The following is a 23,501-nucleotide window of genomic DNA, read 5'->3' as shown; positions in this document are numbered from 1 at the left end:
CGGTCGACGTGACAGGGGATAGGGGCGGGGGCCGGGGAGCGTTCAGCTCGCCATGGCGATCGGGGCGTTCGGGTATCGGGCGGCGGTGCGGTCGAGGACGCGCTGACAAGCGCGGAACGCGTCGTCGACGGTGATCTCGCGCATCGCCGAGTTGTCGGCCTTGCGGCGGGCGCGGCGGCCGCCGGATTGGAATCGCTTCTGCACGGCCAGGTGCGGCGCGCCGTAGGGGCCGCAGTCCTCGGGACGCGTCGAGCCGAACAGGCCGACCGTCGGCGCGCCGACGGCCACCGCCAAGTGCATCGGCCCCGTGTCCGCGCTGAGCATCAGCCGCGCCTGACGCAGCAACGCCGCCAGTTCATCGAGCGAGGTGGCCGGCGCGACCTCGGCCCAGCCGCCGCTGTGGCGGGAGATCAGCCGGGCCCAGGCGTGTTCGCGGTCGCCGGCCCAAACCACGAAAGACCGGAGGCCGCGTTCGCGGCCCAAGCGCTCGGCGACCCGGCCGAAACGTTCCATCTCCCAGAGCTTGGAGTCCCACGTGGCGCCGGGGTTGATCACGGCGAACGGCTCGTCGGCCGGGGCCCACCTAGCAACCGCTTTCTCGGCGCCGGGAGAGGCCGGCAAGTCCCAGCGGACCGATTCGTACGGCTCACCTGCCGCGCCGACGCCCAGGGGGGCCAGCATCTCGAGGGAGCGGTCGGTCAGGTGCGGCCGGCGCGGCTCGATCAGGCGGTTGTTGAGCCACGGGCTGAGCTCGCCGCCGTATTGCCCGCGGAGGCCAATGCGGAGTTTGGCGCCGGAGAGCCAGCACGCGAGGGCGCTCTTGGTCACGCTCTGGCAGTCGACGGCTACGTCGAAGCAGAAGCCGCTGAGGCGTCGCTTGGTTGCCTCGATCTTGGTGGGGGTGACCCACCAGCCGCGGTCCAGCACGATCGTTTCGTCGACGGCCGGGTGTCCAACGATGAACCGCGACGATTTGCGTTCAACGACCCAGCCGATCAGCGCGTCGGGGAACGCGTCGCGTAAGCGGCACGCGACCGGCGTGGTGAGGATCGTGTCGCCGATGGCGCTCATCCGCGAGATCAAGATCCGCGGACGATCCGGATCACGCGCCCAACGAGCCGGGGAAGAGGGGCCTTCGCAGCGCGTCATCCGTGACGCTCCAGGCGGATCGGGGGGGACGCTAGCGGCCGTCCTGGCCGGGGGGCGTCGGGTGGTTTGACGGCGGGATGCTACCGCGTGAGGGCGGTCGGGGGCAATGGAGGTTGGTGGAGGGACGGGGGACGACGCATGAGAGGCGCGACGTGGGAAGCGGGAGCCGGCCGCTGCGCGAGCGCGGTGGGCTAGTGCCTTCCGCGCTCCGCGTTCTCACCGCCTGCGGATCAGGCCTTCGCTCCAGGTTTCCAGCCGCTCTCGCCAGGTCGATTCGTCTTCGGTCAGCAGCACGTCGATCCGGGATTTTCGGCCGTCCTCGCGCGAGAGACCCAGCAGCACGGCGGCGCGGCGGTCGTGGGGGTTGTCGGTGTGGAGCGTCGTTTCTACGGCGAACCGGTAGACCTGCACCCAGCCCGGCCGCTCGATCGCCACGAGGCGCACGTCGCGGATCTGGGCCGAGTGAACGGCCCAGCCGCCGCGACGCAGTTCGGCGCGGATGGCGTCGGTCAGCCGGCGGTCGCCTGTCCAGTCGCGCCACCGCTCGGACCATTGCTTGAACAAGTTGCGGCTCCTCTACAACCGGGCGGGTGTCACGGCCGGCGGGTCGCGTTAGATTTGGTCGAGACCGGTCCGTCCTGCTCCCACTCAACCGCAGTCCTGTGACGATGATCTCGCCCGACCACCTTTTGTTTTCCTACCGCTGGGGGATCGAGAGCTTCCAGCGGCTAACTGCCGACGTGCCCGACGAGCGGATGGCGGAGCAGCCGATCGAAGGGATCAACCACCCGGCGTGGCTGATCGGCCATGTTTCGCCGTACAACGATGTGATCGTCGCCCTGCTGCGGGGCGTGCCGTTCGACAACCCGTGGCGGACACGCTACGGCAAGGAGAGCAGCCCGACCTCCGATCGGGGGGAGTACCCGAGCAAGGACCAACTGATCGCGGAGCTCACCGCCGGTTACGAGCGGGCCGCCGCCGCGATGGCCGAAGCGCCCCGCGACGCGTGGACCGCCACCTTCGACCACCCCGAATGGGGCAAGCAGTTCGACTCGGTCGCCCCGGCGGTCACCTTCCTCGCGACAACTCACCTCGCGCTGCACCTGGGGCAGCTCAGCGGTTGGCGACGCGCGGCGGGCTTCCCGAGGGTTTGAGGCGAGAGCCCACGACAAGGCCGACGCGCGTCAGGGAGTGCGGACGCAGTAAAGCTTGTCTTGGCTGCGGAACAAGAGGGCGCCGTCGGCGACCGCCGGCGTGCTCCAGAAGCGGCCGGGCAAGGCGGACGTCTGCAGGATCTCTCGTTCGGGGCCCGGCGCAAGTACGAAGGTCTTGCCGCGTTCGTCGGTCACGTAGACGCGGTCGCCGATAGCGATCGGCGAGGCCCAGAACACGCCGCCCCCCGGCAGGCGCGTTCGGAAGGTCTCTTCGCCCGTTTGCGCGTCGTGAGCGCGGAGCACGCCGCCGCGACGCTCGGGGACGTAGATCTGCCCGTGGTACACGAGCGGCGATGCGATGCCCACCGCGCCGCTCGTGTTGGCCCACACGAGTCCCTGGGCGGCCGCGTCCGGGTCGGTCACGTCGATCTCGCCGCTCGCGCCGGCGCCGACGGCGAACAAGCCGCCGGGGGTGCCGCCGCGTTGGGTGCGGTTTTCGCTGCCCACGTACAGCACATCGCCCACAGCCGAGGGGCTGGCCGAGCTGCGTCCGCCGATCTCCATGCTCCAAATCTCGCGGCCGGAAGCCGCATCGTAGGAGCGGACCGTCTTGCCGCCGGCCACCACCTCTGTGCCTCGGGAGTTCTTCCAGACGATCGGAGAGCTCCAGTTGGATCGCTCGTTCGGGCGCTGGGCCCGCCACAGCTCGTCGCCGGTGGCCGCGTCGAGCGCGACGAGGAACGATTCTTGCTCGTTGTCGATTTGCAGGAACAGCCGCCCGTCGGCCAGCGCGGGGCTGCTCGACGTGCCCCAGTCGTTGTCCATCGGGTACGCGCCGAGGTCTTTCTTCCAAACGAGGTCGCCGCCGAGCGTGTAGCAAACCAGCCCGTTCATGCCGAAGTAGGCGAAGACTCGCTCGTCGTCGGCGGCCGGCGTTTCGCTGGCGAACGTGTTGTCGCCGTGCTTCGGTTCGCGCGGCGTTTGCTCAAAAGCGACACGCCGCCAACGCTCCGCGCCGTCCTGCAGGGCGTAGCAAATGACCTCGAAACGGTAGGCATCGGCCTCGGTGGGCACGGCCGCCGTGAGCAGCACGTTGTCGCCGGCCACGACCGGCGCGCTCCAGCCCTCGCCCGGCACGTCGGCCGTCCAGTCGACGGCGCCCGACTCGCTCCAAGACTCGGGGGGCGGCTCGACGCCGTCGGCAACCCCGTTCCCCGCGGGGCCGCGGAACTGCGGCCAGTCGCCGACGGCAGCGCCGGCTGGCGCCAGCAGCAAAACGAATGGCAGTAGGCGAAGGGCGTTCATGAAGGTAACCGGCCAAGGGCGAGCGGGCGCGAGCGTGGGCCTAGCGTACCGCCGAGGGCCGGCGCCGTCGAACCGGCGTCGCCCGGCCGGGTCGCGCGGACGGGCCCGGTCGGTGGGCAGCGAAAGTTGTTCAAGCCGAGGATCGGACCGCGTATACTTCGGCCGGATAGCCGAGTCGCCGCCGAGGGAGAAGCCGTTATGCCGGTCGCTATGGAGTTGTCGCGGATCATCATCAGCGAGATCAACGACCAGCAGGTCGTTTACCTCAGAGAAGTCGACGGTGAGCGGAGCTTCCCCATCCTCATCGGCTGGTTCGAAGCCACGAGCATCGACCGGCACGTGAAGCACATCGAGACCGCGCGCCCCCTCACGCACGACCTGCTTGTGGCCACGATCGAGGGCCTCGGCGGCGAGCTGCAGGATGTGGTCATCACCGAGCTGAAGGAGCACGTGTACTACGCGCGGCTCCGTGTGCGGCACGACGGCGAGCTAGTCGAGATCGACGCCCGCCCCAGCGACGCGATCGCCGTCGCCGTGACGTGCGACCCGCCGCTGCCGATCTTCGTTTCCGAAGACGTGCTCAACGACGTGATGCGCGAACAGCAAGAGGGGTAAATCCTCTAACCCACGGCGGCGCCGACGCCCGCCCCCGCCGTAGGGGTCTGGGCCCGGTGGGCCTTCGCTCCCGCGATCTACGCTGCTTCGTTGCAATTTGAAAGCTGAAGTTGCCTCCGCCAAAGGGAAAGTCCATGCGCACCGTGCCGTTGACCGTTGCTTGGGTCGGAATGCTCTTGACTCCCGGATCTGCGCAGCCGACGGCGCCGGAAGGCCTTCAGCGGCTGCGCTACACGACCGCCGTGGCGTGCGACAGCGAGCCTTGCGGGCGCCGCCCGCCGCTGCTCGTGCACTTCCACGGCGCGCCGCCGACTGTCGAGCCGGCTTTCCGCGAGGCGGGGCTCGCCGGCGTGCTGCTGACGATCAACTGCAACGGCCTTTCGGGCGCCTACCGCGAGCCGTTCGAGAACGCCGAGCTGTTCCCCTACCTGCTCGATAAGGTGCGCGACGACTTGGTCGCCGAAGGGCGGCTGTCGGAGGGCGCCGAGTGGGGCCGGGTCGACTTGTCGTTCTTTAGCGCCGGCTACGGGGCCGCACGCGAATTGCTAAAGCAGCCGGCCGTGCGAGACCGGCTGGACGCGCTCGTGTCCGCCGATTCGATCTACGCGAGCATCCACTCCGAAGAGGGCAAACGCCGCGTCGACGCCGAGCAGATGGCGCCGTTTGTCGCCTTCGCCCGCCGCGCGGCCGACGGCGACGCGGCTTTCTTGTGGACGCACTCGCAGCTGTCGGTTGAACCGTACGCGAGCACCGTCGAGACGTCCGATTACCTCATCGACCAGTTGCAGCTGACGCGGCGGGAACTGACCGCCGGAGCCGACGCATTCTCGCCGATCAGCGAGGCTGCGGGCGGCGGTTTGGTCGTACGCGGTTACCCCGGCGCGGACGGCGAGGCCCACATGCTCCACCTGCGGCGGATCGCCGACGCGTGGGCTTGGTTGGCCAGCATCCGTGACGCAAAAGACCGCCCCTGATCCGCTGGCCGATAGGAGACGGTTCTAGTCGGGTTGTTCTGCGGGGGCGCCGTCTTCTGCCACAGGCTCGTTTCCCTGCCTTCGTGTATCGAGTCGCTCCTTGAGCGCGTCGTCGGCGACCCGCTCGACGGTCTGCGATCGCGACTCAACGCCGGGGCTCCTAATTCGTGCCCCCACCCACACGCCCGCTCCCACCAGCAAGAGCACGCCGATGGCCCAGAACAGGTACGGCAGAGCCGCCGCCCATCGCTGGTAGGCCTCGCCGCGCGCCGCCGCGCGAGCTGTTGCTAGGCGGGCGAGGCCCTCGGCTGCGCGTGCGTCGGCAGCGCGGTGGTGATCGGAACGGGGTTCGGGGCCTGCGACGGGCGGCTCCGGGGCCGCAGCTGCTGGCTTGCCTTTGGCGGCGACTCGGTCGGTGGACTTCTCCGCCGACTTCTCGAACTGTCTCCATCGCGTAGGGTCTTTGGCGAACGGCAGCTTCTCTTCGATTTCAGCGCCCCGCGCGCGCCAGTGCATCAGGAGTTCCTCGAACGCCGGGTCGAGCCCCCGCAGCCGGTCGAAGGGCTCGGCCTCGCACGCGATCGTGAGGGCCGCGTCTCGTTTGCGGACGCCGTACGCGATGTGGTTGTTCAGCAGCTCGGCGTAGCCGCGGAAGCGACGCAGCTCGTCGACCGCTGGCGCCGAGCCGCTGGGAAAGGCGACATACCGGTAGGCGCTCATGAGCAGGACGTCCTCGGGAACGCCTGGAGATTACCACAAGCCGAAGAGCGCTGGCGACTACTCGGCCGCCGACCACTTGATCTGGAACTCGATCTCCTCGTCGGCGCCCTCGCATTCGTGCTCGATGTTGTACCCGGCGCGGACGGGCACGTAGATCCGCTCGCCGGCGATTTGGATCTCGAACTGCTCCCCTTTCTCCAGGTCGTCCGCCAAGCGACGGAGTTTGGCGATGAACTGATCGAGGGGTACGACTTCTCGAGACCGCGGTCGGGCTCGTCGGCCATAGCGGGCGTCCGGGGGCTGGGGCGGGAGGGGCGAGTGTCCTCATCTCACCGCCATACGCTGCCGCCCGGGCGCCACCGGCGAGAATCCCGATGGGCGGCTGGAGTCGCACTTGGAGGCCGCCAAGAAAAAAGCCGCCGGGGCTCCCTTTCGGGGGAGCTCCGGCGGCTGTGGCTGATAACGTAGTGGAGGAGGCGACCCTCAGCACTTCCGGCGGCGTAAGAGGGCCGGCGCCGAGATTACCGTGGCCATCGCCAGTGCGGCCGGCTCGGGGACGACTTGCCCGCGGAGCTCGCCAGACCCATTGGCCGCCGTGTGGATGTTGAGATACCACAGCCCGCTAAGCACGTCCGACAGTTGATCGCTGGTCAGCGGCGACATGCCGCTCAGGTTGCCCGACGCGGGCTCAGCGGGATCGCCGTCCGACAAGAAGATCTGCACACCGGCGTTCGACCCGATCTCGGCAGGGCCGTGGAAGTGCGCGCCGGGAGCGACGATGGGGCCGGTAAGGTCCTGGTAATCGACGTCCCACGAGATGGTCATTGCGTCGGAGTCGACCAGGACGCTCGCCATCCCGCTGGGGAGCGTCGCGCCGTCCGGGAAGGTGGCCGGCGGGTTGGTCTGCTCCACTGACAGCGGGAAGTCGAACTGCGTAAGGTGGGCCGCGCCGGCAAAAAGGGGCGTGACGAATAGGGCGACTAGGGGCAAACTGTAGCGCATCACTAGGTTCCTCCGGAGGTGAGTTGTACCGCGCGGAGTGTACGAGCGATGCCTAGAAGCGGATGGGAGAAAACAGAAAAAACCTGCAGAACCGGCTCCTTCGGGGGGCGCCGGTGCGCGGGTAGCAGCCTCGCTTCTCCTCCGGCCTACCGCCCGATCGCCCGCTTCAGCGCCGCGCCCATGTCGGCCGGGCTCTCGGCGACCTCGATGCCCGCGTCCTGCAGCGCGGCGATCTTGTCCTCGGCCGTTCCCTTGCCGCCGGAGATGATCGCGCCGGCGTGTCCCATCCGCTTGCCCGGGGGCGCGGTGCGGCCGGCGATGAAGGCGGCCACCGGCTTCGTCACGTGCTGCTTGATGTAAGCGGCGGCTTCTTCTTCGGCCGTTCCGCCGATCTCGCCCATCATGAGGATCGCCTCGGTGGCGCCGTCCGCCTGGAACAGCTCGAGGCAGTCGATGAAGTTGGTGCCGTTGACCGGGTCGCCGCCGATGCCGACGCAGGTCGACTGGCCGAGTCCCAGGTTCGTCAGCTGCCACACGCCCTCGTAGGTGAGGGTGCCGCTGCGGCTGATCAGGCCGACCGGCCCCTTCTTATGGATGTAGCCGGGCATGATGCCGATCTTGCATTCCTCGGGCGTGATCACGCCGGGGCAGTTGGGGCCGACCAAGCGGACGTGCTGCCCGGCCGCGCGGCGGGCGTCGAGCTCGCGCTTCACGCGGACCATGTCGAGGACCGGCACGCCTTCGGTGATCGCGCAGATGACCTCGATGCCGGCGTCGGCCGCTTCGAGGATCGCGTCGGCCGTAAACGGCGGCGGCACGAAGATCATCGTGGCCGTGGCGCCCTCCTTCTCCACCGCCTCGGCGACGGTGTCGAACACCGGCACGCCGAGCACGGCCTGCCCGCCCTTGCCGGGCGTCACGCCGCCGACGAGCTTGGTGCCGTACTCCTGGCAGTTCTTGGAGTGGAACTCGCCCGCCTTGCCGGTGATGCCTTGGCAGATGAGGCGGGTTTCTTTGTTGACCAGGATGGCCATCGTCTTCTCTTGTTCGGTTTGAACCACGAAGGGCACAAATGACACGAAGAGAGACAGAAGCGATGGTGACGCCGTCGTGTCCTTCGTGTCTTTGTGGTTAATTCACTTTCACGCCGCCGTCGCGGCGGCGACGACTTTCTTAGCGGCGTCGGTCAGGCCATCGGCCGTGATGATGTCGACGCCCGACTCGGCGAGGATCTTGCGGCCCTCTTCGACTTCGGTGCCTTCCAGGCGAACCACGAGCGGCACGTTGAAGCCGACTTCCTTGTACGCGGCCAGCACGGCGTTGGCGATCGTCGTGCACTGCATGATGCCGCCGAAGATGTTCACCAGCACCGCCTTGACGTTCTTGTCGCCCAGCAGGATGCGGAAGGCCTCGGTGACCTGGTCCTTGTTGGCGCCGCCGCCGACGTCGAGGAAGTTGGCGGGCTGGCCGCCGTGGAGTTTGACGATGTCCATGGTGCTCATCGCCAGCCCGGCGCCGTTGACGAGGCAGCCGATGTTGCCCTCGAGCTGCACGTAGGAGAGGCCGGCCTCGCCGGCGCGGAGCTCGTTGGCGTCTTCCTCAGACTTGTCGCGGAGTTCGGCCAGGTTCGGGTGGCGGAACAGGGCGTTGTCGTCGAAGTTGATCTTTGCGTCGAGCGCCATGAGCTGCACGTCGCCGGTGACGACCAGCGGGTTGATCTCCGCCAGCGAGCAGTCGCAATCGACGAAGAGCTTGCAGATCGCCCGCATGAATTTGTCGGCCGAGCGGACGGCGGCGCCCTCCAGGCCCAAGCGCCAGGCCAGCTTGCGCGACTGGTACGCCTGGAGCCCCGCGTCGGGGTCGAAGGCCGCGGTGTGGATAAGGTGCGGCGTTTCTTCGGCCACCTTCTCGATGTCCATGCCCCCTTCGGTGCTTACCATCAGCACCGGCTTACCCGCAGCCCGGTCGACGACAATGCCTAGGTACAGCTCCCTGGCGATGTCGCAGCCGGCCTCGACAAGCACCTGATTGACCGTCTGGCCGTCGGGGCCGGTCTGGATCGTCACGAGGTCACCCCCGAGCAAGGCGGCGGCGACCCGCCGTGCGTCGTCGGCCGATTTGACGAGCTCGACGCCACGCTGCTCGGTCCCCTTGATTTTTCCCTTGCCGCGACCGCCGGCGTGCACCTGCGCCTTGACGACCGCAACCGGGCCGCCGAGCTTGGCGAACGCGTCGGCGGCCTCGTCGGGCGTCCGCGCGACCACGCCATTGGGCACGGCGATGCCGGCGTCGCGGAACAGTTGCTTGGCTTGGTGCTCGTGGATCTTCATGCGCTTAAGGTGTTGTGGCCGTGCGGTTTGCGTCGTCGGCGGTGGGCCGTTTCGGGGAGGCAAGTCGGGGCCAGATCGAGCCGCGAAGGGCGGAGTATAGGTCTGGGGGGACGGGGCAACAACGGCCCGGCTGCCGCCGGCCGGAGCACGCATCGACGGATTGGGCAGGCACGAGTTGGAGCGATTGGGAGGATTTGCTGGCATTCCCTCCGAGTCGTCTTGACGGCGGGCCGATCTCGTGAAAGATTTCACAAACCCACCAGCGGCCTCTCGCCGCGCTGATGCGTCTACCCCGCTGAAGGAAGCTCTCGAGCCGCGCCCGACGCCTGCTGCAGGCGTCGTCCAACAACCGGCCGGCCCAGTCCACGCCCGACCTCCGATTACGGCATGCCCGCCACGATCGCGCGACGCTACCAGTTCTCCAAGGGATTTGATCTTCCCATCGCCGGCGCGCCGAAGCAGTCGATCGTGCGTGGCCCGTCGATTGGCAGCGTCGGCTTGCTTGGCGACGACTACCACGGCATGAAGCCGACGATGCTGGTCGGCGAGGGCGACACGGTCCGCGTCGGCCAGTGGCTGTTCGAAGACAAGAAGACGCCCGGCGTGAAGTACGCCTCGCCGGGAGCGGGTCGCGTGGTCGCGATCCATCGCGGCGCGAAGCGCAAGTTCGAGTCGATCGTCATCGAACTCGAGGGGGACGAGCGTTACTCGTTCCAGGGCTACGCCGACTCGAACCTCGGCCGGCTGGACCGCGACGCCGTCGAGCAAAACCTGATCGACTCGGGCCTCTGGACAACCTTCCGCACACGGCCCTTCAGCAAGGTCCCCGCCCCGGGCTCATCGCCCTACGCGGTTTTCGTAACGGCGATCGACACCAACCCACTCGCTGCCGATCCCAGGGTCGTCATCGATGAAAAGCCGGCCGAGTTCACGGCCGGCCTGCAGGTTTTGACGACGCTGACCTCCGGCGCCGTGTGGCTCTGCAAAGGGATCGGCGTGGAGCTGCCGGGCGAGGACGTGTCGGGCGTCGAAGTGGCCGAGTTCGGGGGGCCGCACCCGGCCGGGCTCGCGGGCACCCACATGCACTTCCTGGCGCCGGTGAACATGGAGCGCCAGAACTGGGATATCGGCTATCAGGACGTGATCGCGATCGGCCACCTGTTCCTGACCGGCGAGCTGATGACCGAGCGGGTGGTTTCGGTCGCGGGGCCGTGCGTGAAAGAGCCTTGCCTGTACCGCACGCGGATCGGCGCCAGCCTGCGCGACCTGACCTCCGAGACCGACGCCGGTGAAGGGGTGCGTACGATCAGCGGTTCCCTCTTCGCGGGCCGCACGCTGACCGAGATGCGGGCCCACCTGGGCCGGCGCCACGTGCAGGTCGTGCAACTCGCCGAGGGAACCGAGCGCGATTTCCTCGGCTGGATGGGGCCCGGTATCGGCAAGTGGTCGATCACGAACGTGTTCGCGCAGCGGTGGATCGGCGTGCCCGAGGGCGGGTTCAAATTCACGACCAGCACCGAGGGGAGCCACCGGGCGATCGTTCCTATCGGCAACTACGAGAAGGTCTCGCCGTTGGACCTGGAGCCGACGCCGCTGCTGAAGTCGTTGGTCGTTCACGACACCGACGAGATCCAGCGGCTGGGCGGGCTGCAACTCGACGAAGAAGATGTCGGCCTTTACAGCTACGCGTGCGCCAGCAAGAACGACTACGGTCCGCTGCTTCGAGAATCGCTCACGACGATCGAGCGAGAAGGGTGACATCGGGAGGCGCCAGGCGCTCGGCGCTCGGCGCTGGTGACGGTCGGCGAACCGTTCAACCAGCGTCAAGCGACCAGCGCCTTGGGCCTCGAGCAAGCAAGGTTTCCGGCGCCAGACAAGCCCCTCTATGAAATTCATTCGCAAACAACTCGACATGGTCGAGCCGCTCTTCAAGAAGGGCGGCAAGCTCGAGAGGCTCTACCCGCTCTACGAGGCGCAGGACACGTTCCTGTTCACGCCGGGCGAGACCACCAAGGGCGACTCGCACGTCCGCGACGCGATCGACATGAAGCGGATGATGTCGACCGTGATCCTCGCGCTGGCCGGCGCCATCTTCATGGCGATGTGGAACACCGGTTACCAGGCGAACCTCGTGATCGCCGAGGGATCGGCCGTCCCGCTGGAACAGCCGCTGATGGGCTTCGGCTTCATCGACCGCACCGACGTGATGCAGGCGCTGGGCCTGGAGTACGACCCCGACAGCTTCATCGCGAACCTGGTGCACGGCGCGCTGTGGTTCTTGCCGGTTTACCTCGTGACCATGGTCGTCGGCGGCCTGTGCGAGGTGGTCTTCGCGATCATCCGAGGTCACGAGATCAACGAGGGCTTCCTCGTGACCGGCATGCTGTTCCCGCTCACTCTGCCGCCGACCATCCCGCTGTGGCAGGTCGCCACCGGCATCGCGTTCGGCGTGGTGATCGGCAAGGAGATCTTCGGCGGGACCGGCAAGAACTTCCTCAACCCGGCGCTGACCGCGCGGGCCTACTTGTACTTCGCCCACGCGCCGTTCATGTCGGGCGACAAGGTGTGGACCGCCGCCGGCTCGGCCGATGGCGCCGGCATCGACGGTTACACGAACGCGACGATCCTCACCGGGATGGCGAGCGAGCAAGCCGGCACGTACCCAGCCGAATCGGCCACGCAGGCGCTGTCGTTCTTCGACTGTTTCATGGGCTGGATCCCCGGCTCGATGGGCGAGACCTCGGTCCTGGCTTGCCTGTTCGGCGCGCTGGTGCTGATCATGACGGGGATCGGCTCGTGGCGGATCATGAGCGGCGTGGTCCTTGGCGCGCTGGGCATGAGCACGCTGCTCTACGCGTTTCGCGAGTACTCGGACAACCCGATGTTCTACATGAACCCGTTCTGGCACCTGGTCGTCGGAGGGTTCGCGTTCGGCACGGTCTTCATGGCGACCGACCCGGTCTCCGCCGCGATGACCGAGACCGGCAAGTGGTGGTACGGCGGGCTGATCGGCGTGATGACGATCCTGATCCGCGTGATCAACCCGGCGTTCGCCGAGGGGATCATGCTGGCCATCCTGTTCGGCAACGTGATGGCGCCGCTGATCGATTACATGGTTGTCGAAGCGAACGTCAAACGGAGGGCCGCCCGCTATGCCGCCACGTAACAGCGCCGCGTACACAGCGATCGTCGCCCTGGTGCTCTGCCTCGTCTGCTCGGCCGTGGTGTCGGTGTTCGCCGTCGGTCTGCAGCCTTGGCAGGCGAAGAACAAAGAGCTCGACAAGAAGAAGAACGTGCTGCGTGCGGCCGGCAAGAGCCTGCTGGTGGACGTGGGCGTGGTCGACGAGGACGCCTCGAACGACGCGGTCTCGGCCGCCTTCAACGGGCTCAGCGCCCAGCGCGTCGACGAGATATTCGAGGAGCGCTTCAAGGTCCACCTGGTCGACATCAGCGAGGGCGAGGTCGTCGACACCGAGTCCGAGTCGGCCCCCGTCGACCCGGACGCGTACGACGCCCGCAAGGCGGCTAACGACCCCGAGCTGAGCGTGCCCGTGGAGCCCGACGCGTTGCCGGGCATCGCCACCCGCGAGCCCTACGCCGAGGTGTACGAGATCCTCAAGGGCGGGGAGACCGACGGGTACGTGTTCCCGATCTACGGCAAGGGCCTCTGGTCGACGCTGTACGGTTTTCTGGCGGTCGAGGCCGACGGCCAAACCGTCCGCGGCATCACCTTCTACCAGCACGCCGAAACGCCCGGCCTCGGCGGCGAGGTCGACAACTACGGTTGGAAGGCGCTCTGGCCTGGGAAGAAGCTTTACGAGAAGCAGGGCGAGGTCACCCTGAGCGTCATCAAGGGGGCCGCCTCGCCGGACAACGAGTACGCGATCGACGGCCTGTCCGGCGCGACGATCACCAGCAAGGGCGTCGACAACATGATCAAGTACTGGCTCGGCCCGAAGGCCTTCGGCCAGTTCCTCGCCAAGCAAACCGGCGACGGGGAAGAGCCCGTCGCCAAGCTGCCTGCCGCAAGGCGGCTCGCCGCCAAGTAGCGGGCCAGCCAGCAAGCACTCTGCCCCCAGCCTCAAGCCTGCAGCCTCCCTCCATGGCCGCGCCGAAATACAAAGAAGTCCTGCTCAACCCGCTGCTGAACAACAACCCGATCGCGCTGCAGGTGCTCGGGATTTGTTCGGCGCTGGCGGTGACCACCAAGATGGAGACCTCGCTCATCATGGCGGTCGCCGTGGTGGCGGTGACCGGCTGCTCCAACGCGGCGGTCGCTTCGATCCGCAAGTTCATCCCCAGCAGCATCCGGATCATCGTGCAGATGACGGTGATCGCGTCGCTGGTGATCGTGGTCGACCAGGTGCTGAAGGCCTTCGCGTACGAGGCCTCGAAGACGATGAGCGTGTTCGTCGGGCTGATCGTCACGAACTGCATCGTGATGGGCCGCGCCGAGGCGTTCGCCATGAAGAACCCGCCGGCGATCTCGTTCGTCGACGGGGTTGGCCAAGCGATGGGCTACGGCTTGATTCTGTTGATTGTCGGCTTCTTCCGCGAGCTGCTCGGCTCGGGCAAGCTGTTCGGCTACGAGATCTTGCAAAAGACCACCGAGGGGGGGTGGTACGAGCCCAACGGCCTGATGCTGCTGCCCCCCAGCGCGTTCTTCTTGATCGGCGCCTTTATCTGGATCCTCCGGACCCTCAGGCCCGAGCAGGTCGAGCACGACTGACGAGGGCTGCCGGCCGTCGGCTATCGGCTGTCGGCAGCACCTGGATTCTTCCCGCTTCCTACGGCCGAGAGCCGAACGCTAACAGCCGGTAGCCAATTGATATGGAACACCACCTCGACATCTTCATGAAGGCCGTGTTCGTCGAGAATCTGGCGCTCGCGTTTTTTCTCGGCATGTGCACGTTCCTCGCTGTGTCGAAGAACGTGAAGACCGCCATCGGCCTCGGCGTGGCGGTGATCGCCGTTATGACGATCACGATCCCGCTGAACAACCTGATCTACCAGTACTTGCTGAAGGAAGGCGCCCTCACGTGGATCAGCAGCCGGTTTGGCGACATCAACCTCGAATTCCTTGGTCTGATCTCGTACATCGGCACGATTGCCGCAGCGGTGCAGATCCTGGAGATGTTCCTCGATCGCTCTGTGCCGGCCCTCTACAACACGCTGGGCATCTTCTTGCCGTTGATCACGGTTAACTGCGCGATCCTCGGCGGTTCGTTGTTTATGGTCGAGCGGAACTACAACTTCCTCGAGAGCTGCACGTTCGGCTTCGGGTCCGGCGTGGGGTGGGCGTTGGCGATCGCCGCGCTGGCGGGCATCCGCGAGAAGATGAAGTACTCCGACGTTCCCGACGGCCTCAAGGGCCTCGGGATCACGTTCATGACGGTCGGGCTGATGGCCCTCGCGTTCATGTCGTTCGGCGGGATGTGATTGAAGAGATTGATGACGGTTGTCTGCCGTCGGCTCTCGGCCGTCGGCTGACGCTGGTGGGACAACACTGGCTGCAAGCCCCGGGGCTGCAGCCGACAGCCAACCCGGCTAGGGGCTCAGAAGATGGAAGCCGCGTTCACGATCTTTCTCGGCGTCGCGATGTTCACAATCGTGGTGCTCGCCCTCGTGGCGGTCATCCTCGCGGCGAAGCAAAAGCTTGTGCCCTCCGGGCCGGTGTCGATTCTCGTTAACGGCGAGAAGGAGCTGAAGGTCTCGGCCGGCGGCAAGCTGCTGGGCGCACTGGCCGACGAGGGCATCTTTGTCTCTAGCGCGTGCGGCGGCGGCGGCACCTGCGCGCAGTGCGAGGTGAAGATCCTCGAGGGGGGCGGCGACATCCTGCCCACCGAGCGGTCGCACATCTCGAACAAGGAGGCCAAGGAGGGTTGCCGCCTGTCGTGCCAGGTGGCCGTCAAGCAAGACATGAAGATCGAGGTCCCGCCGGAGGCCCTCGAAACGAAGAAGTGGGAGTGCGAGGTCGTCTCGAACAAGAACGTCGCGACGTTCATCAAGGAGCTCGTCCTCAAGCTCCCCGAGGGAGAGGACGTGAACTTCAAGGCGGGCGGCTACATCCAGATCGAAGCCCCGCCGCACGTCGTCGAGTATAAGAACTTTGACATCGAAGAGCGTTTCCACGAGGACTGGGACAAGTACGACGTTTGGCGCTACGTGTCCCGCGTCGACGAGGAGGTCATCCGCGCCTACTCGATGGCCAACTACCCGGGCGAGAAGGGCATCATCATGCTCAACGTCCGGGTGGCCAGCCCGCCCCCCCGAGCGCCCGAGGGCACGCCGCCGGGCAAGATGTCGAGCTACATCTTCAACCTGAAGCCGGGCGACGAGGTCACGATCAGCGGCCCGTACGGCGAGTTCTTCATCAAGGAGACCGACTCGGAGATGATCTACATCGGCGGCGGCGCCGGCATGGCGCCGCTGCGGAGCCACATCTTCGAGCTGTTCAAGAACCTCAAGACGGGCCGCAAGGTCACCTACTGGTACGGCGGCCGGAGCAAGCGAGAGCTCTTCTACGTCGACCACTTCCGGAAGATCGAGGAGGAGTTCCCCAACTTCAAGTTCAACATCGCCCTTTCCGAGCCGCTCCCCGAGGACAACTGGGACGGCTACGTCGGCTTCATCCACCAGGTGCTCTACGACAACTACCTGAAGGACCACCCGGCGCCGGAGGACGTGGAGTACTACATCTGCGGACCGCCGATGATGAACGCCGCCGTGTTCAAGCTGCTCGACGACCTCGGCGTCGAGAAAGAGAACATCGCGTACGACGATTTCGGTGGGTGATCGCTTGGCTGTGGGGGTTCGGCTGTGGGCGGTTTGCCCGGCGTGCGTCGGCGTAGCCGCGCTGCTGTTGGCCGGGTGCGCCAAGCCCGCGAGCGAGCCGGCGGAAGCCGACATGTGGTCGCTCGTCGGCCCCACGATGGGAACCCGCTACAGTTTGTCGGTTGTCGGCGGCGACCAACAGGCCGCGGATCGGCTGCGGCGACTCGTCGACGAGCGCCTCGCCGTGGTGAACAAGCGGATGTCGACCTACGACCCCGGGTCGGAGCTGTCGCGCTTCAACGCCAGCGACTCAATCGATTGGTTCGGGGTCTCAGCCGAAACCGCGTTGGTCGTCCGGTCGGCGCTCGAGCTGGCCGAGGCCACGGGCGGCGCGTACGACCCGACCGTGGGGCCGCTGGTCAATCTCTGGGGCTTTGGCCCCGACGGCCGACGCGACACACGGCCGACCGACGACGAGATCGCCCGGGCCGCGGAAAGGGTTGGCTACGGCTTCGTCGAAGCACGGCTCGACCCGCCCGCCCTCCGCAAGCAACGCCCCGGCGTGTACGTCGATCTCTCGAGCATCGCCAAAGGCCACGGCGTCGACGTGGTGGCCGAACTACTCGAGCGAGAGGGCGTCGCCGCGTTCATGGTGGAGATCGGCGGAGAGGTCCGCACCCGCGGCGAGAAGCCGGGTGGCCGGCCGTGGCGGATTGGCGTGGAGAAGGTCGCTGGCGACGCCACAACCGACAGCGCCGACCGGCCGCTTCAGCTTATCGTCGAACTGCGGGGGGAGTCGCTCGCCACGTCGGGCGACTACCGGAACTTCTTCGAGCTCGGCGGCCGGCGGTACTCCCACACGATCGACCCGAAGTCAGGCGAGCCGGTCGAGCACGACCTGGCCACGGTCACGGTGCAAGCCGAAACGTGCCGCGAGGCGGACGGCCTCGCGACGGCGTTGTTGGTCCTCGGGCCGCGAGCCGGGTACGATTGGGCAGTCGAGCGCGGAGTCGCCGCGCTGCTGGTTTCGCGGAGCGAGTCGGACGAGCACCTCGAACAGACCACACCCGGTTGGGACGAGCGAGTCGCCGTCGCTCCAACGCAACCGACCGGTCCAACGGGAGCAGACGAGCCATGATGACCTTCCTGATCGCGCTGGGCGTGTTCCTCGTTGCGCTAGCGGGTATGGCCGTCGGCGTGATTGTCTCCAACCGCCGCATCAAGGGCTCGTGCGGCGGCTTGGCGGGGTTCAAGGACTCCGGGGGCAACTCGATCTGCGACGCGTGCAGCGACCCCTCGCCCGATTGCCGCGGCGAGAACGCGCGCCGCGCGGCTGCCGCCGCCGATTGAGCGAGCCCAAGGGCTGGAACGGCGGCAACGCTCTACTCGCCGCGCCAGATAACCACTCCCGCGAACGACGTGGCCCGCGTGAGGCGATTGGTCGACGCGAGGGCGTCGTGGACGAGCCGCCTGGGATCGCCGTGGAAGGTGCGGCACTCAATCAGCCAAAACGGCCTCGGCGCGTTGGCGACCACGGCGGCGGCCTGCTCGGCGTCCGCCCGATCATCGGCGACCGTATCGACCGCGCCGGGCGCAGGGAGTTCGACGACCTTCGGCAAGCGGAGCCCAGCGATCTGGGCGTGCAGGCGGAGCGTTGGGGCAAGGTAATCCGACAAGATGAAGACGGTCTGGCCCTGCTCGGCGTGCTCGGCCAGCCAAGCGGCCGCGCCGCCGAGGTCTTCGTTCTGGTACCGCGAAACCGCGTGACGGTTGTAAAGCGCGAACAACGCAACCGCGACAAGCACCGCCGTCGACGCAAGAGTGACCGGCCGCTTCCACCGCCCCGCGGCAACCCCAGCCACGACTCCCGCGCCGAGCCAAACCGACAGCGGCGTCACGCACCACGCGACGAACCGCGGGTTGTAGGTGATCCCCGATGCGGCGCCGAGGAGCCCGAGCAGCGGCGCCGGCGCGAGGACTAGCAAGGCGATTACCCGAGCCGAGCGTGTCGCCGCCAACCGCCGCGCGCCGAAGACGAGCAGCGGCGTCGCAGCGATCGCTACGGCCGCGAGCCACGGCGCGGCCGCCGCGGCCGCCGCGGCGCCGCCGATCTGGTGCAGCTCCGGCTTAGACGGCCCGAGCGTGTAACCGCTGAACCAACTGAGCGCCGTGTACGCGGCGGCCCCGGCGTCGAACGGGCGGGGGTCGCGCAGGTCGCGTTGGTACTGGAAGTCGGCTTGCAGGAACGGCGCGAGGGGCAGGCACCCCACGACGATCGCAACGGCCGCTACGTACGGACTAGCGGTCCTCCGTGCCGGGGCTCGCAGCAAGAGGTCGACGAACAGCAAGAGCAGCACGATCGCGAAGTAGTAGTGCACCCACATGCCGGCTATGCCGCACAGGGATACGAGAGCCCAGTCGCGTCGCCCGCCTGAGTCCACGGCGCGCAGATAAGCGGCGATCACCATCGCGGCGGCGAGCGTCGTGAGCGCGTAGCCGCGGACGAGCTGCGCGTAGAACAGTTGCATCGGCAATGCCGCGAAGGCCGCAGCGGCGGCGACTCCGATGGCTGCCGCCCCCCCAGCGCGACGGCCGATCCGCCACACAACCGGGATCGTGGCCAGGCTGGCCAGCACCGACAGCCAACGGGCGTGGGCGCCCTCGCCGGCGGCGGTGACCCAGCCGCGCAGCATGAGCAAGTAGGTCGGCGGCATCGAGTCACGCCGCAGCGCGACTTCGTGCAGCGTCCCCCGCGCCTGAAGCAATTGCGAAGCCTCGTCGACGAAGAGGCTCTGCCGTGTCAGCGTGGCGGCGTGCAGCGCGAGGCTCGCCGCGACGATCGCGGCGAGGCACAGCCATTCTCGGGAGCGCGGCATAGGGGGCGCCTACTCGCCCCGGTCCGCCGCGTCTGGCTCGGCGCTGCGGCGATCGCTGCCCGACCGGCGGTCCTCGGCGACCGGCGCCTGGGCCTGGCGTCGTTCGTCCGCTTCGCGTTTCTCAACCAAGGACAAAAGCTCGGCGGGCAATTCAAGGCGGTCCGACATGGTGGGGCTCGCTGTGAGAAGGGGGCTCACGGGGTCGTGCTAACGGATCGTCGGGTTCGCTTCTTGGGCGACCCTGGTCTGGCGGGCGGCGGTCGCCCCGTCGGCGACCGGGGGCAACCGAAGGGGATAATCGTCCGCCGGACCGTCCGTGCAGTCAGCAGCGGAGCCCGGGACGGGACACTCCGGGTCGCGGCGGTCGAACAGGTGCAACCGAGGCTCATCGACGTACGGGTCCGCCAGCCGAGGCTCGTAAGGGCGCGGGTATCGGCAGAGCGGGCCGTAGACGAGCGGGTCGGTCACACGTGCGAACTCTTCCTCGTTGCGGCACTGCATCGCGGGATCGTACGGCAGCACGTGCGGCACCAGCGCCACGATCAACTCCGAGCGACTCTTGACGACCTCGCGCCGCTGAAAGAGCGGGTTGACGTACGGCAGCGAGCCCAAGAACGGGATCCGGCTGATCCGCGTGTCGTCGCGCTCTTGGATCAGCCCGCCGATCACCATCCCTTGCCCGCTGTTGAGCAGCGCGTCGGTCTGCAACTCGGTGGTCTCCTCGTCGGGCACGCCCGTGTCGGCGTTGATCGCGCCGCTCGAAACCTTCGGCGCCACCCGCAGCAGCACGCGGCCGTCGCGGGTGATGCGTGGGGTAAGCCTGAGCACGACGCCGACTTCGAGGAAGTTGACGCTCTCGGTGGACGCCGTCTGCGTGGTCGTGGTGAGGCGGTAGCCGAGCTTCTCGCCGATCTGCAGGTGGGCCTCTTGGCCGTTCACCGCGAGCAGCCGCGGCGACGCGATCGCCTTGGCGTCGGTCGTCGCGATGAGCGCCTCGATGAGGCCTTCGAGGTCGCCCCCGGTGGACTCGACGAAGAACCCGGGCGACGCGGCCGCGTTTGCCAGGCCGACCGACTGCAGCCGCAACTCGGCGCCTGACACGCGGGAGAGCGCGTCGAGGTTGACGCCGCAGCGCTGCTCGTCGTCGAGGTTGACCTGCAGCAGGTGAGCCTCGATCAGCACCTGGCGCGGCGGCTGGTCCGCTTCCGCCACGTACCGCTCGACGCGCTGCACGTAGGGGGCCAAGTCCTCGACGATCAGCAGCTCTTTCGTGCGGCGGTTGTCGGTCGGGTCCGACTCCACGTAGTACGACTGCCCGACCGGTGAGAGCAGCCCCTCGACAGCCGGCTGGAGATCGGCCGACGACGCGAAGTCGAGCTCGATCACCGCCACGCGGCGGCCCTGCGCGTCGAACGACAGGGCGCCCCCCTCGGCGAGGCTCGTCACGACGATGACCCCGTCGCGCATCGTCCAGGAGTGGCCCGTCGAATGCAGCAACGCCGCGAGGACCTCCTCCACCGGCTTGCGGTTGAATTCGGCCGTGACCGGCACGTCGGCCGGCGCGGCGACGATCAGGTCGCGCCCCTGGGTTTCCGCGATCGCGGTCAGCACCTGCCGCAACGACGCGTCGCGGACCGAGAGCGAAACAAGCCCGCGGTCGGACGTCACGTCGACGTCGCCGTCGACGGCTCGGATCGGCAGGTGGAACCGCTCCTCCGCGGGCGTCGGGTTGGCCGGCGCGGGCAAGGGCTCTGGCTCAGCCTGGCTCTCGAGCAACCGCTTGGCCCCGTCCAACAAGGCCTCCAGCGTCGGCGGCGGCGCCTGCGCACACGCCGGCCCTGCGGCCAGCCAGGCGAGAATCGCCAGGCTAGCGGCGAGCGTCGAGTTGCGGCGGCTACTCGGCACGCGGTGGGTCTCCGGAGCTAGCCGGGGCAGGGCGGACGACAACGCCGGTGTCGTCGATCGCAACGATCTGGAAGCCGTCCACCGAGTCACCCACGCGTAGGGTGGCGCCGCCGATCTGGGCCGCGTGCCCCTCGCTCGAGGTCAGCACCATCGCCACCCCGCGGCGGCGGAGCGTGTCGACGCGTTCGGCCAGCGGATCGGGCCACTCCGCCGGCGACTCGCCGGCGCCACGCGGCGGCGCGGGCGCCCACGCGGGGCGGCTGAGCGGGTCGTGGCGACCGGCCGCCACGCTAGCGCGCTCCGCCGGCGGTGCGGGCGGGTCGGCGAGCGGATTCTTGTAGACAGCCTCGCGCGTTCTCGTGGCTTGGCTGCCGGCCGTCGCACGGGGCTTCGCGGCTCGCTCGACGGCCGCAACGGCAGACCGCTTCGGCCCCTTCTGGCCGCCGAGTTGCGGCGCCCAGATCACGCCGAGCACGACCAGCAGCAGGCCCATCAGGGCCGCCTTGGCGGGCGTGAGTCTGATCTTTTGAAGCGAAGTCATCATGGCAGCTCGCTGTCCGGCGGGGCCGGCGCGTCGAGCGCGTAGTACAAGGCGTAGGTCAGTCGGAAGCGGTGGTCGTCACGCGCGCGGCCGGGTGTCGCCTTTAGTGACACGACCTCCGTGAGCCGCGGCAGGCCGGCGACCTCTTCCACCAGCGAGCACAGCCCGGCGTAGGTCCCCCTGGCCGTGGCGGCGACCGTCACCACCGAGTGGGTGGGTGTATCGGTCGCGCCCCCGCGGCGGAAGTCGTCGATTGACACGCCGTGGCTGGCGCCGATCCGGCTCAGGTCCGACAAGAATTCTCCTTCTCTGGGGCTGTCCGGAACCCGCCGGCTGACCGCTTCGACTCGGCCCCGCAGGTCGCTTAGTTCTCGTCGCATCGCGTCGTGCTGAAGCCGCAGCTCGGGAGCCTCGTCGAGCTTCATCCGGATCAGCTCCGATCGCCGCGTCAGATCCGCACGCCAAGAAGCCAACGGCCGCTCCACCAGGGCATACCCCCCCGCAGCCGCCGCGCCGGCGCACGCCAGCACGAGGGCGTGCACAGCGCCTGAGGGTAGTGTCGGTAATCCGGATTGCTTGGGTTGCATAAATCCTGCCGGCCGGAGCGGTCGGCCGGCGCCGGGTTCACATTTGGCAAACGATCTGGAATCGGCGGTGGCTCGGGTCGCTCCCCGGCAGCGGTGCGGTGGACTCGACCGAAACGGAAGCGAGGCCCCCGCCGGTGCGGAGCCGCTCGGCGAATCTCGCGACGGCCAAGCTGTCGACGCTGGCGCCGGTCAGCCGCACGACGGGGCGTCCCTCGGGCCGGCCGCCCTGCTGCGGCGCCGACGCCTGGTAGTCGATCTCTTCGAGGTACACCTCGTTGGGCGCCGCGGCGGCGGCGAGCGTGATAGCGGCCAAAGCCGAGAGGCTGTGCTGGTCGGTGGCCAAGCGGAGGGTTGTTTGCTCGCGCGCGCGCAGCAGCTCGATCTCTTCCTTGAACTCTTCGCGCTGCTTGACGAGCGTAACAAGCGGCGCGTAGCGCTCGTCGAGCCGCTTCAGGTCGTCGAGCGCGGCGAGCCCGCGGGCCCATTCGACCAGCACCAAGAGGCCGGCGAGCGAGCCAGCCGACAGCAGCGCGACGGTCCACAGCCGCAGGAGCCGGCCGATCGCCTGGCGCCGGAGCACGGGGTTGGGTATCAGGTTGAGGCTGCGTTTCACGAGTGGCTCTCCCAGGCCAGAGCCGATAAAGCGATCGCCTGCGCTAGCAGGCTGTCGGGCGGCGCGCCCGGCTGCTGCGTGCGATCGAGCTTGCCGGCGCGGAAGGGCGCCGCGTCGACGCCCAACGCCTCGCCGAGGTGCTGCACACACAGCGGCGCGACCGAGGCGGCCCCCGTCACGAGCAGCCGCGGGGGCGTCGGGCGGCGGAGCTTCGCGCCGAGGTGCTCGAGCGACCGGCGTGCCTGCTCGATGGTCTCCCGGGACGCGTCGCGTACGGCGTCGCGCAGCAAGCGTAGCTCACGCGGCTCGGCCGGCGGCTCGATCAGCAGCGGCTCGGCGTCTGAGGGCGACAGGCCGACGCGCTCCGCCACGGCGCGGCGGAACTCGCCGAAGCCGCCCGAGCCCAATCGCCGCGCGTAGACGGCCGAGCCGTTGACCGCCCCGACGAGCAGCGCGGCGGTCTCGCCCCAGTCGAAGACCGCGACCAGTTCATCGCCGGGCGTTTCGGAGTCGAACTCCGTCGCCCGCGCGAGCGCGAGCGGGGCGCCGTCGATCGTCGTGCAGCGGACGCCGGCGCGGGTGAAAGCCTCGGCGGTCGCCTCGACGCGGGCCGCGTCGGCGCCCAGCTGGTAGACGGCGCTATCGACGGGGCTCCACGCGTCGCGGCAGTCGGTTCGCGAGGGACTCTCTTCCGGAGTGAGGGCGTCGAGCGTGCAGCAAGACATCGACAGCGTGGCCGCGGCTTCGTGGCCGCGCAGCCGCGACGCGACCGCGCGGAGGGCGCGGAGGTCGTCGCGCAGCGACGCGTTCGTGTCGCGTACGACGGCCGCCGCCGCGGCCAAGCGGAGGCTCCCGTTGGCCCGCTCTAACTGTGCGAGCTTTGCAACGCGGGATCCAAGATCGACGCCGATCCATCCCGCACGGGACGCGTTGTACATGGGTTGGACCTCCTCGAT

Annotated in this window: 25 protein-coding genes and 1 pseudogene; 11 read left to right on the top strand and 15 right to left on the bottom strand. The window is 68.3% G+C overall.

Annotated elements, in window-relative coordinates:
* Positions 1-42 precede the first annotated feature (42 nt).
* Positions 43-1,071, bottom strand: coding sequence for a glycosyltransferase family 9 protein (locus RIC11_RS07425; RefSeq protein WP_350209873.1), 1,029 nt, complete (start codon positions 1,069-1,071; stop codon positions 43-45).
* A 294-nt stretch (positions 1,072-1,365) separates the two neighbouring features.
* Entirely contained in the window at positions 1,366-1,713 is a 348-nt protein-coding gene (locus tag RIC11_RS07420) for a hypothetical protein (RefSeq protein WP_350209871.1), read from the bottom strand.
* Between the two features lie 104 nt (positions 1,714-1,817).
* Here RIC11_RS07420 and RIC11_RS07415 point away from each other — a divergent pair, with 104 nt between their 5' ends.
* A complete protein-coding gene (locus tag RIC11_RS07415) occupies positions 1,818-2,303 on the top strand; it encodes a DinB family protein (protein ID WP_350209869.1) in 486 nt (161 codons plus the stop codon).
* Between the two features lie 30 nt (positions 2,304-2,333).
* Here the strand turns inward: RIC11_RS07415 and RIC11_RS07410 are convergent, their stop codons facing one another.
* A complete protein-coding gene (locus RIC11_RS07410) occupies positions 2,334-3,608 on the bottom strand; it encodes an outer membrane protein assembly factor BamB family protein (RefSeq protein WP_350209868.1) in 1,275 nt (424 codons plus the stop codon).
* A 198-nt stretch (positions 3,609-3,806) separates the two neighbouring features.
* On the opposite strand from RIC11_RS07410, the gene RIC11_RS07405 reads away from it, so the two are divergent.
* Positions 3,807-4,223, top strand: coding sequence for a bifunctional nuclease family protein (locus RIC11_RS07405; RefSeq protein ID WP_350209866.1), 417 nt, complete (start codon positions 3,807-3,809; stop codon positions 4,221-4,223).
* Between the two features lie 134 nt (positions 4,224-4,357).
* Positions 4,358-5,197, top strand: a complete 840-nt coding sequence (locus RIC11_RS07400) for a hypothetical protein (protein ID WP_350209864.1) — start codon at positions 4,358-4,360, stop codon at positions 5,195-5,197.
* A 24-nt stretch (positions 5,198-5,221) separates the two neighbouring features.
* Here the strand turns inward: RIC11_RS07400 and RIC11_RS07395 are convergent, their stop codons facing one another.
* The 5 genes and pseudogenes from RIC11_RS07395 to sucC all read right to left on the bottom strand — a co-directional run bounded on the left by RIC11_RS07395 (position 5,222) and on the right by sucC (position 9,249).
* Positions 5,222-5,917, bottom strand: coding sequence for a hypothetical protein (locus tag RIC11_RS07395; RefSeq protein WP_350209862.1), 696 nt, complete (start codon positions 5,915-5,917; stop codon positions 5,222-5,224).
* 57 nt (positions 5,918-5,974) lie between these two features.
* Positions 5,975-6,157 (bottom strand): annotated as a pseudogene (locus RIC11_RS07390) (amphi-Trp domain-containing protein); the annotation flags it as partial.
* Positions 6,158-6,400: 243 nt separating this feature from the next.
* Positions 6,401-6,919 (bottom strand): CHRD domain-containing protein, encoded by a 519-nt coding sequence (locus tag RIC11_RS07385; RefSeq protein ID WP_350209860.1) that lies wholly within the window; start codon positions 6,917-6,919, stop codon positions 6,401-6,403.
* Between the two features lie 146 nt (positions 6,920-7,065).
* A complete protein-coding gene (gene sucD, locus RIC11_RS07380) occupies positions 7,066-7,953 on the bottom strand; it encodes a succinate--CoA ligase subunit alpha (RefSeq protein WP_350209858.1) in 888 nt (295 codons plus the stop codon).
* A 108-nt stretch (positions 7,954-8,061) separates the two neighbouring features.
* Positions 8,062-9,249, bottom strand: a complete 1,188-nt coding sequence (gene sucC, locus RIC11_RS07375) for an ADP-forming succinate--CoA ligase subunit beta (protein WP_350209856.1) — start codon at positions 9,247-9,249, stop codon at positions 8,062-8,064.
* A 387-nt stretch (positions 9,250-9,636) separates the two neighbouring features.
* Here sucC and RIC11_RS07370 point away from each other — a divergent pair, with 387 nt between their 5' ends.
* From RIC11_RS07370 to nqrM, 8 genes are all read left to right on the top strand, one after another.
* Positions 9,637-11,007 carry a Na(+)-translocating NADH-quinone reductase subunit A gene (locus RIC11_RS07370; RefSeq protein WP_350209854.1) on the top strand — a complete coding sequence of 457 codons (1,371 nt, stop codon included), beginning with the start codon at positions 9,637-9,639 and terminating at the stop codon, positions 11,005-11,007.
* 127 nt (positions 11,008-11,134) lie between these two features.
* Complete coding sequence (locus RIC11_RS07365; RefSeq protein ID WP_350209852.1) at positions 11,135-12,415, top strand: NADH:ubiquinone reductase (Na(+)-transporting) subunit B; 1,281 nt, start codon at positions 11,135-11,137, stop codon at positions 12,413-12,415.
* The gene (locus RIC11_RS07360; protein WP_350209850.1) at positions 12,402-13,298 is read left to right on the top strand and encodes a Na(+)-translocating NADH-quinone reductase subunit C; all 897 of its coding nucleotides are present in this window, start codon (positions 12,402-12,404) and stop codon (positions 13,296-13,298) included. Before RIC11_RS07365 ends, RIC11_RS07360 begins: the two co-directional genes overlap by 14 nt.
* Before the next feature lie 53 nt (positions 13,299-13,351).
* Positions 13,352-13,978 (top strand): NADH:ubiquinone reductase (Na(+)-transporting) subunit D, encoded by a 627-nt coding sequence (locus RIC11_RS07355; protein WP_350209848.1) that lies wholly within the window; start codon positions 13,352-13,354, stop codon positions 13,976-13,978.
* A gap of 101 nt (positions 13,979-14,079) precedes the next feature.
* On the top strand, positions 14,080-14,688 hold the full coding sequence (nqrE, locus tag RIC11_RS07350; RefSeq protein WP_350209846.1) for an NADH:ubiquinone reductase (Na(+)-transporting) subunit E: 609 nt from the start codon (positions 14,080-14,082) through the stop codon (positions 14,686-14,688).
* Between the two features lie 123 nt (positions 14,689-14,811).
* A complete protein-coding gene (nqrF, locus tag RIC11_RS07345) occupies positions 14,812-16,044 on the top strand; it encodes an NADH:ubiquinone reductase (Na(+)-transporting) subunit F (protein ID WP_350209844.1) in 1,233 nt (410 codons plus the stop codon).
* Entirely contained in the window at positions 16,037-17,161 is a 1,125-nt protein-coding gene (locus tag RIC11_RS07340; RefSeq protein ID WP_350209842.1) for an FAD:protein FMN transferase, read from the top strand. The genes nqrF and RIC11_RS07340 overlap by 8 nt, the downstream gene beginning before the upstream one ends.
* On the top strand, positions 17,158-17,373 hold the full coding sequence (gene nqrM, locus RIC11_RS07335) for a (Na+)-NQR maturation NqrM (RefSeq protein WP_350209840.1): 216 nt from the start codon (positions 17,158-17,160) through the stop codon (positions 17,371-17,373). The genes RIC11_RS07340 and nqrM overlap by 4 nt, the downstream gene beginning before the upstream one ends.
* A 32-nt stretch (positions 17,374-17,405) precedes the next feature.
* On the opposite strand, the gene RIC11_RS07330 is transcribed toward nqrM, so the two are convergent.
* From RIC11_RS07330 to RIC11_RS07300, 7 genes are all read right to left on the bottom strand, one after another.
* Entirely contained in the window at positions 17,406-18,899 is a 1,494-nt protein-coding gene (locus RIC11_RS07330; RefSeq protein ID WP_350209839.1) for a glycosyltransferase family 39 protein, read from the bottom strand.
* A 9-nt stretch (positions 18,900-18,908) separates the two neighbouring features.
* Entirely contained in the window at positions 18,909-19,067 is a 159-nt protein-coding gene (locus RIC11_RS07325) for a hypothetical protein (protein WP_350209837.1), read from the bottom strand.
* A 39-nt stretch (positions 19,068-19,106) separates the two neighbouring features.
* Entirely contained in the window at positions 19,107-20,804 is a 1,698-nt protein-coding gene (locus RIC11_RS07320) for a secretin GspD/PilQ domain-containing protein (RefSeq protein ID WP_350209836.1), read from the bottom strand.
* On the bottom strand, positions 20,794-21,345 hold the full coding sequence (locus RIC11_RS07315; RefSeq protein ID WP_350209834.1) for a hypothetical protein: 552 nt from the start codon (positions 21,343-21,345) through the stop codon (positions 20,794-20,796). Before RIC11_RS07315 ends, RIC11_RS07320 begins: the two co-directional genes overlap by 11 nt.
* Complete coding sequence (pilO, locus tag RIC11_RS07310) at positions 21,345-21,770, bottom strand: type 4a pilus biogenesis protein PilO (protein ID WP_350209832.1); 426 nt, start codon at positions 21,768-21,770, stop codon at positions 21,345-21,347. Before pilO ends, RIC11_RS07315 begins: the two co-directional genes overlap by 1 nt.
* A gap of 199 nt (positions 21,771-21,969) precedes the next feature.
* On the bottom strand, positions 21,970-22,545 hold the full coding sequence (locus tag RIC11_RS07305) for a PilN family protein (RefSeq protein ID WP_350209830.1): 576 nt from the start codon (positions 22,543-22,545) through the stop codon (positions 21,970-21,972).
* A complete protein-coding gene (locus RIC11_RS07300) occupies positions 22,542-23,483 on the bottom strand; it encodes a hypothetical protein (RefSeq protein WP_350209828.1) in 942 nt (313 codons plus the stop codon). The genes RIC11_RS07305 and RIC11_RS07300 overlap by 4 nt, the downstream gene beginning before the upstream one ends.
* Positions 23,484-23,501 lie beyond the last annotated feature (18 nt).

Source organism: Botrimarina sp., from assembly GCF_040219535.1.
Taxonomy (GTDB): Bacteria; Planctomycetota; Planctomycetia; order Pirellulales; family Lacipirellulaceae; genus Botrimarina.
The sequence above is the reverse complement of the archived record's forward strand: the minus strand, read 5'-3'. Positions and strand labels throughout refer to the sequence as shown.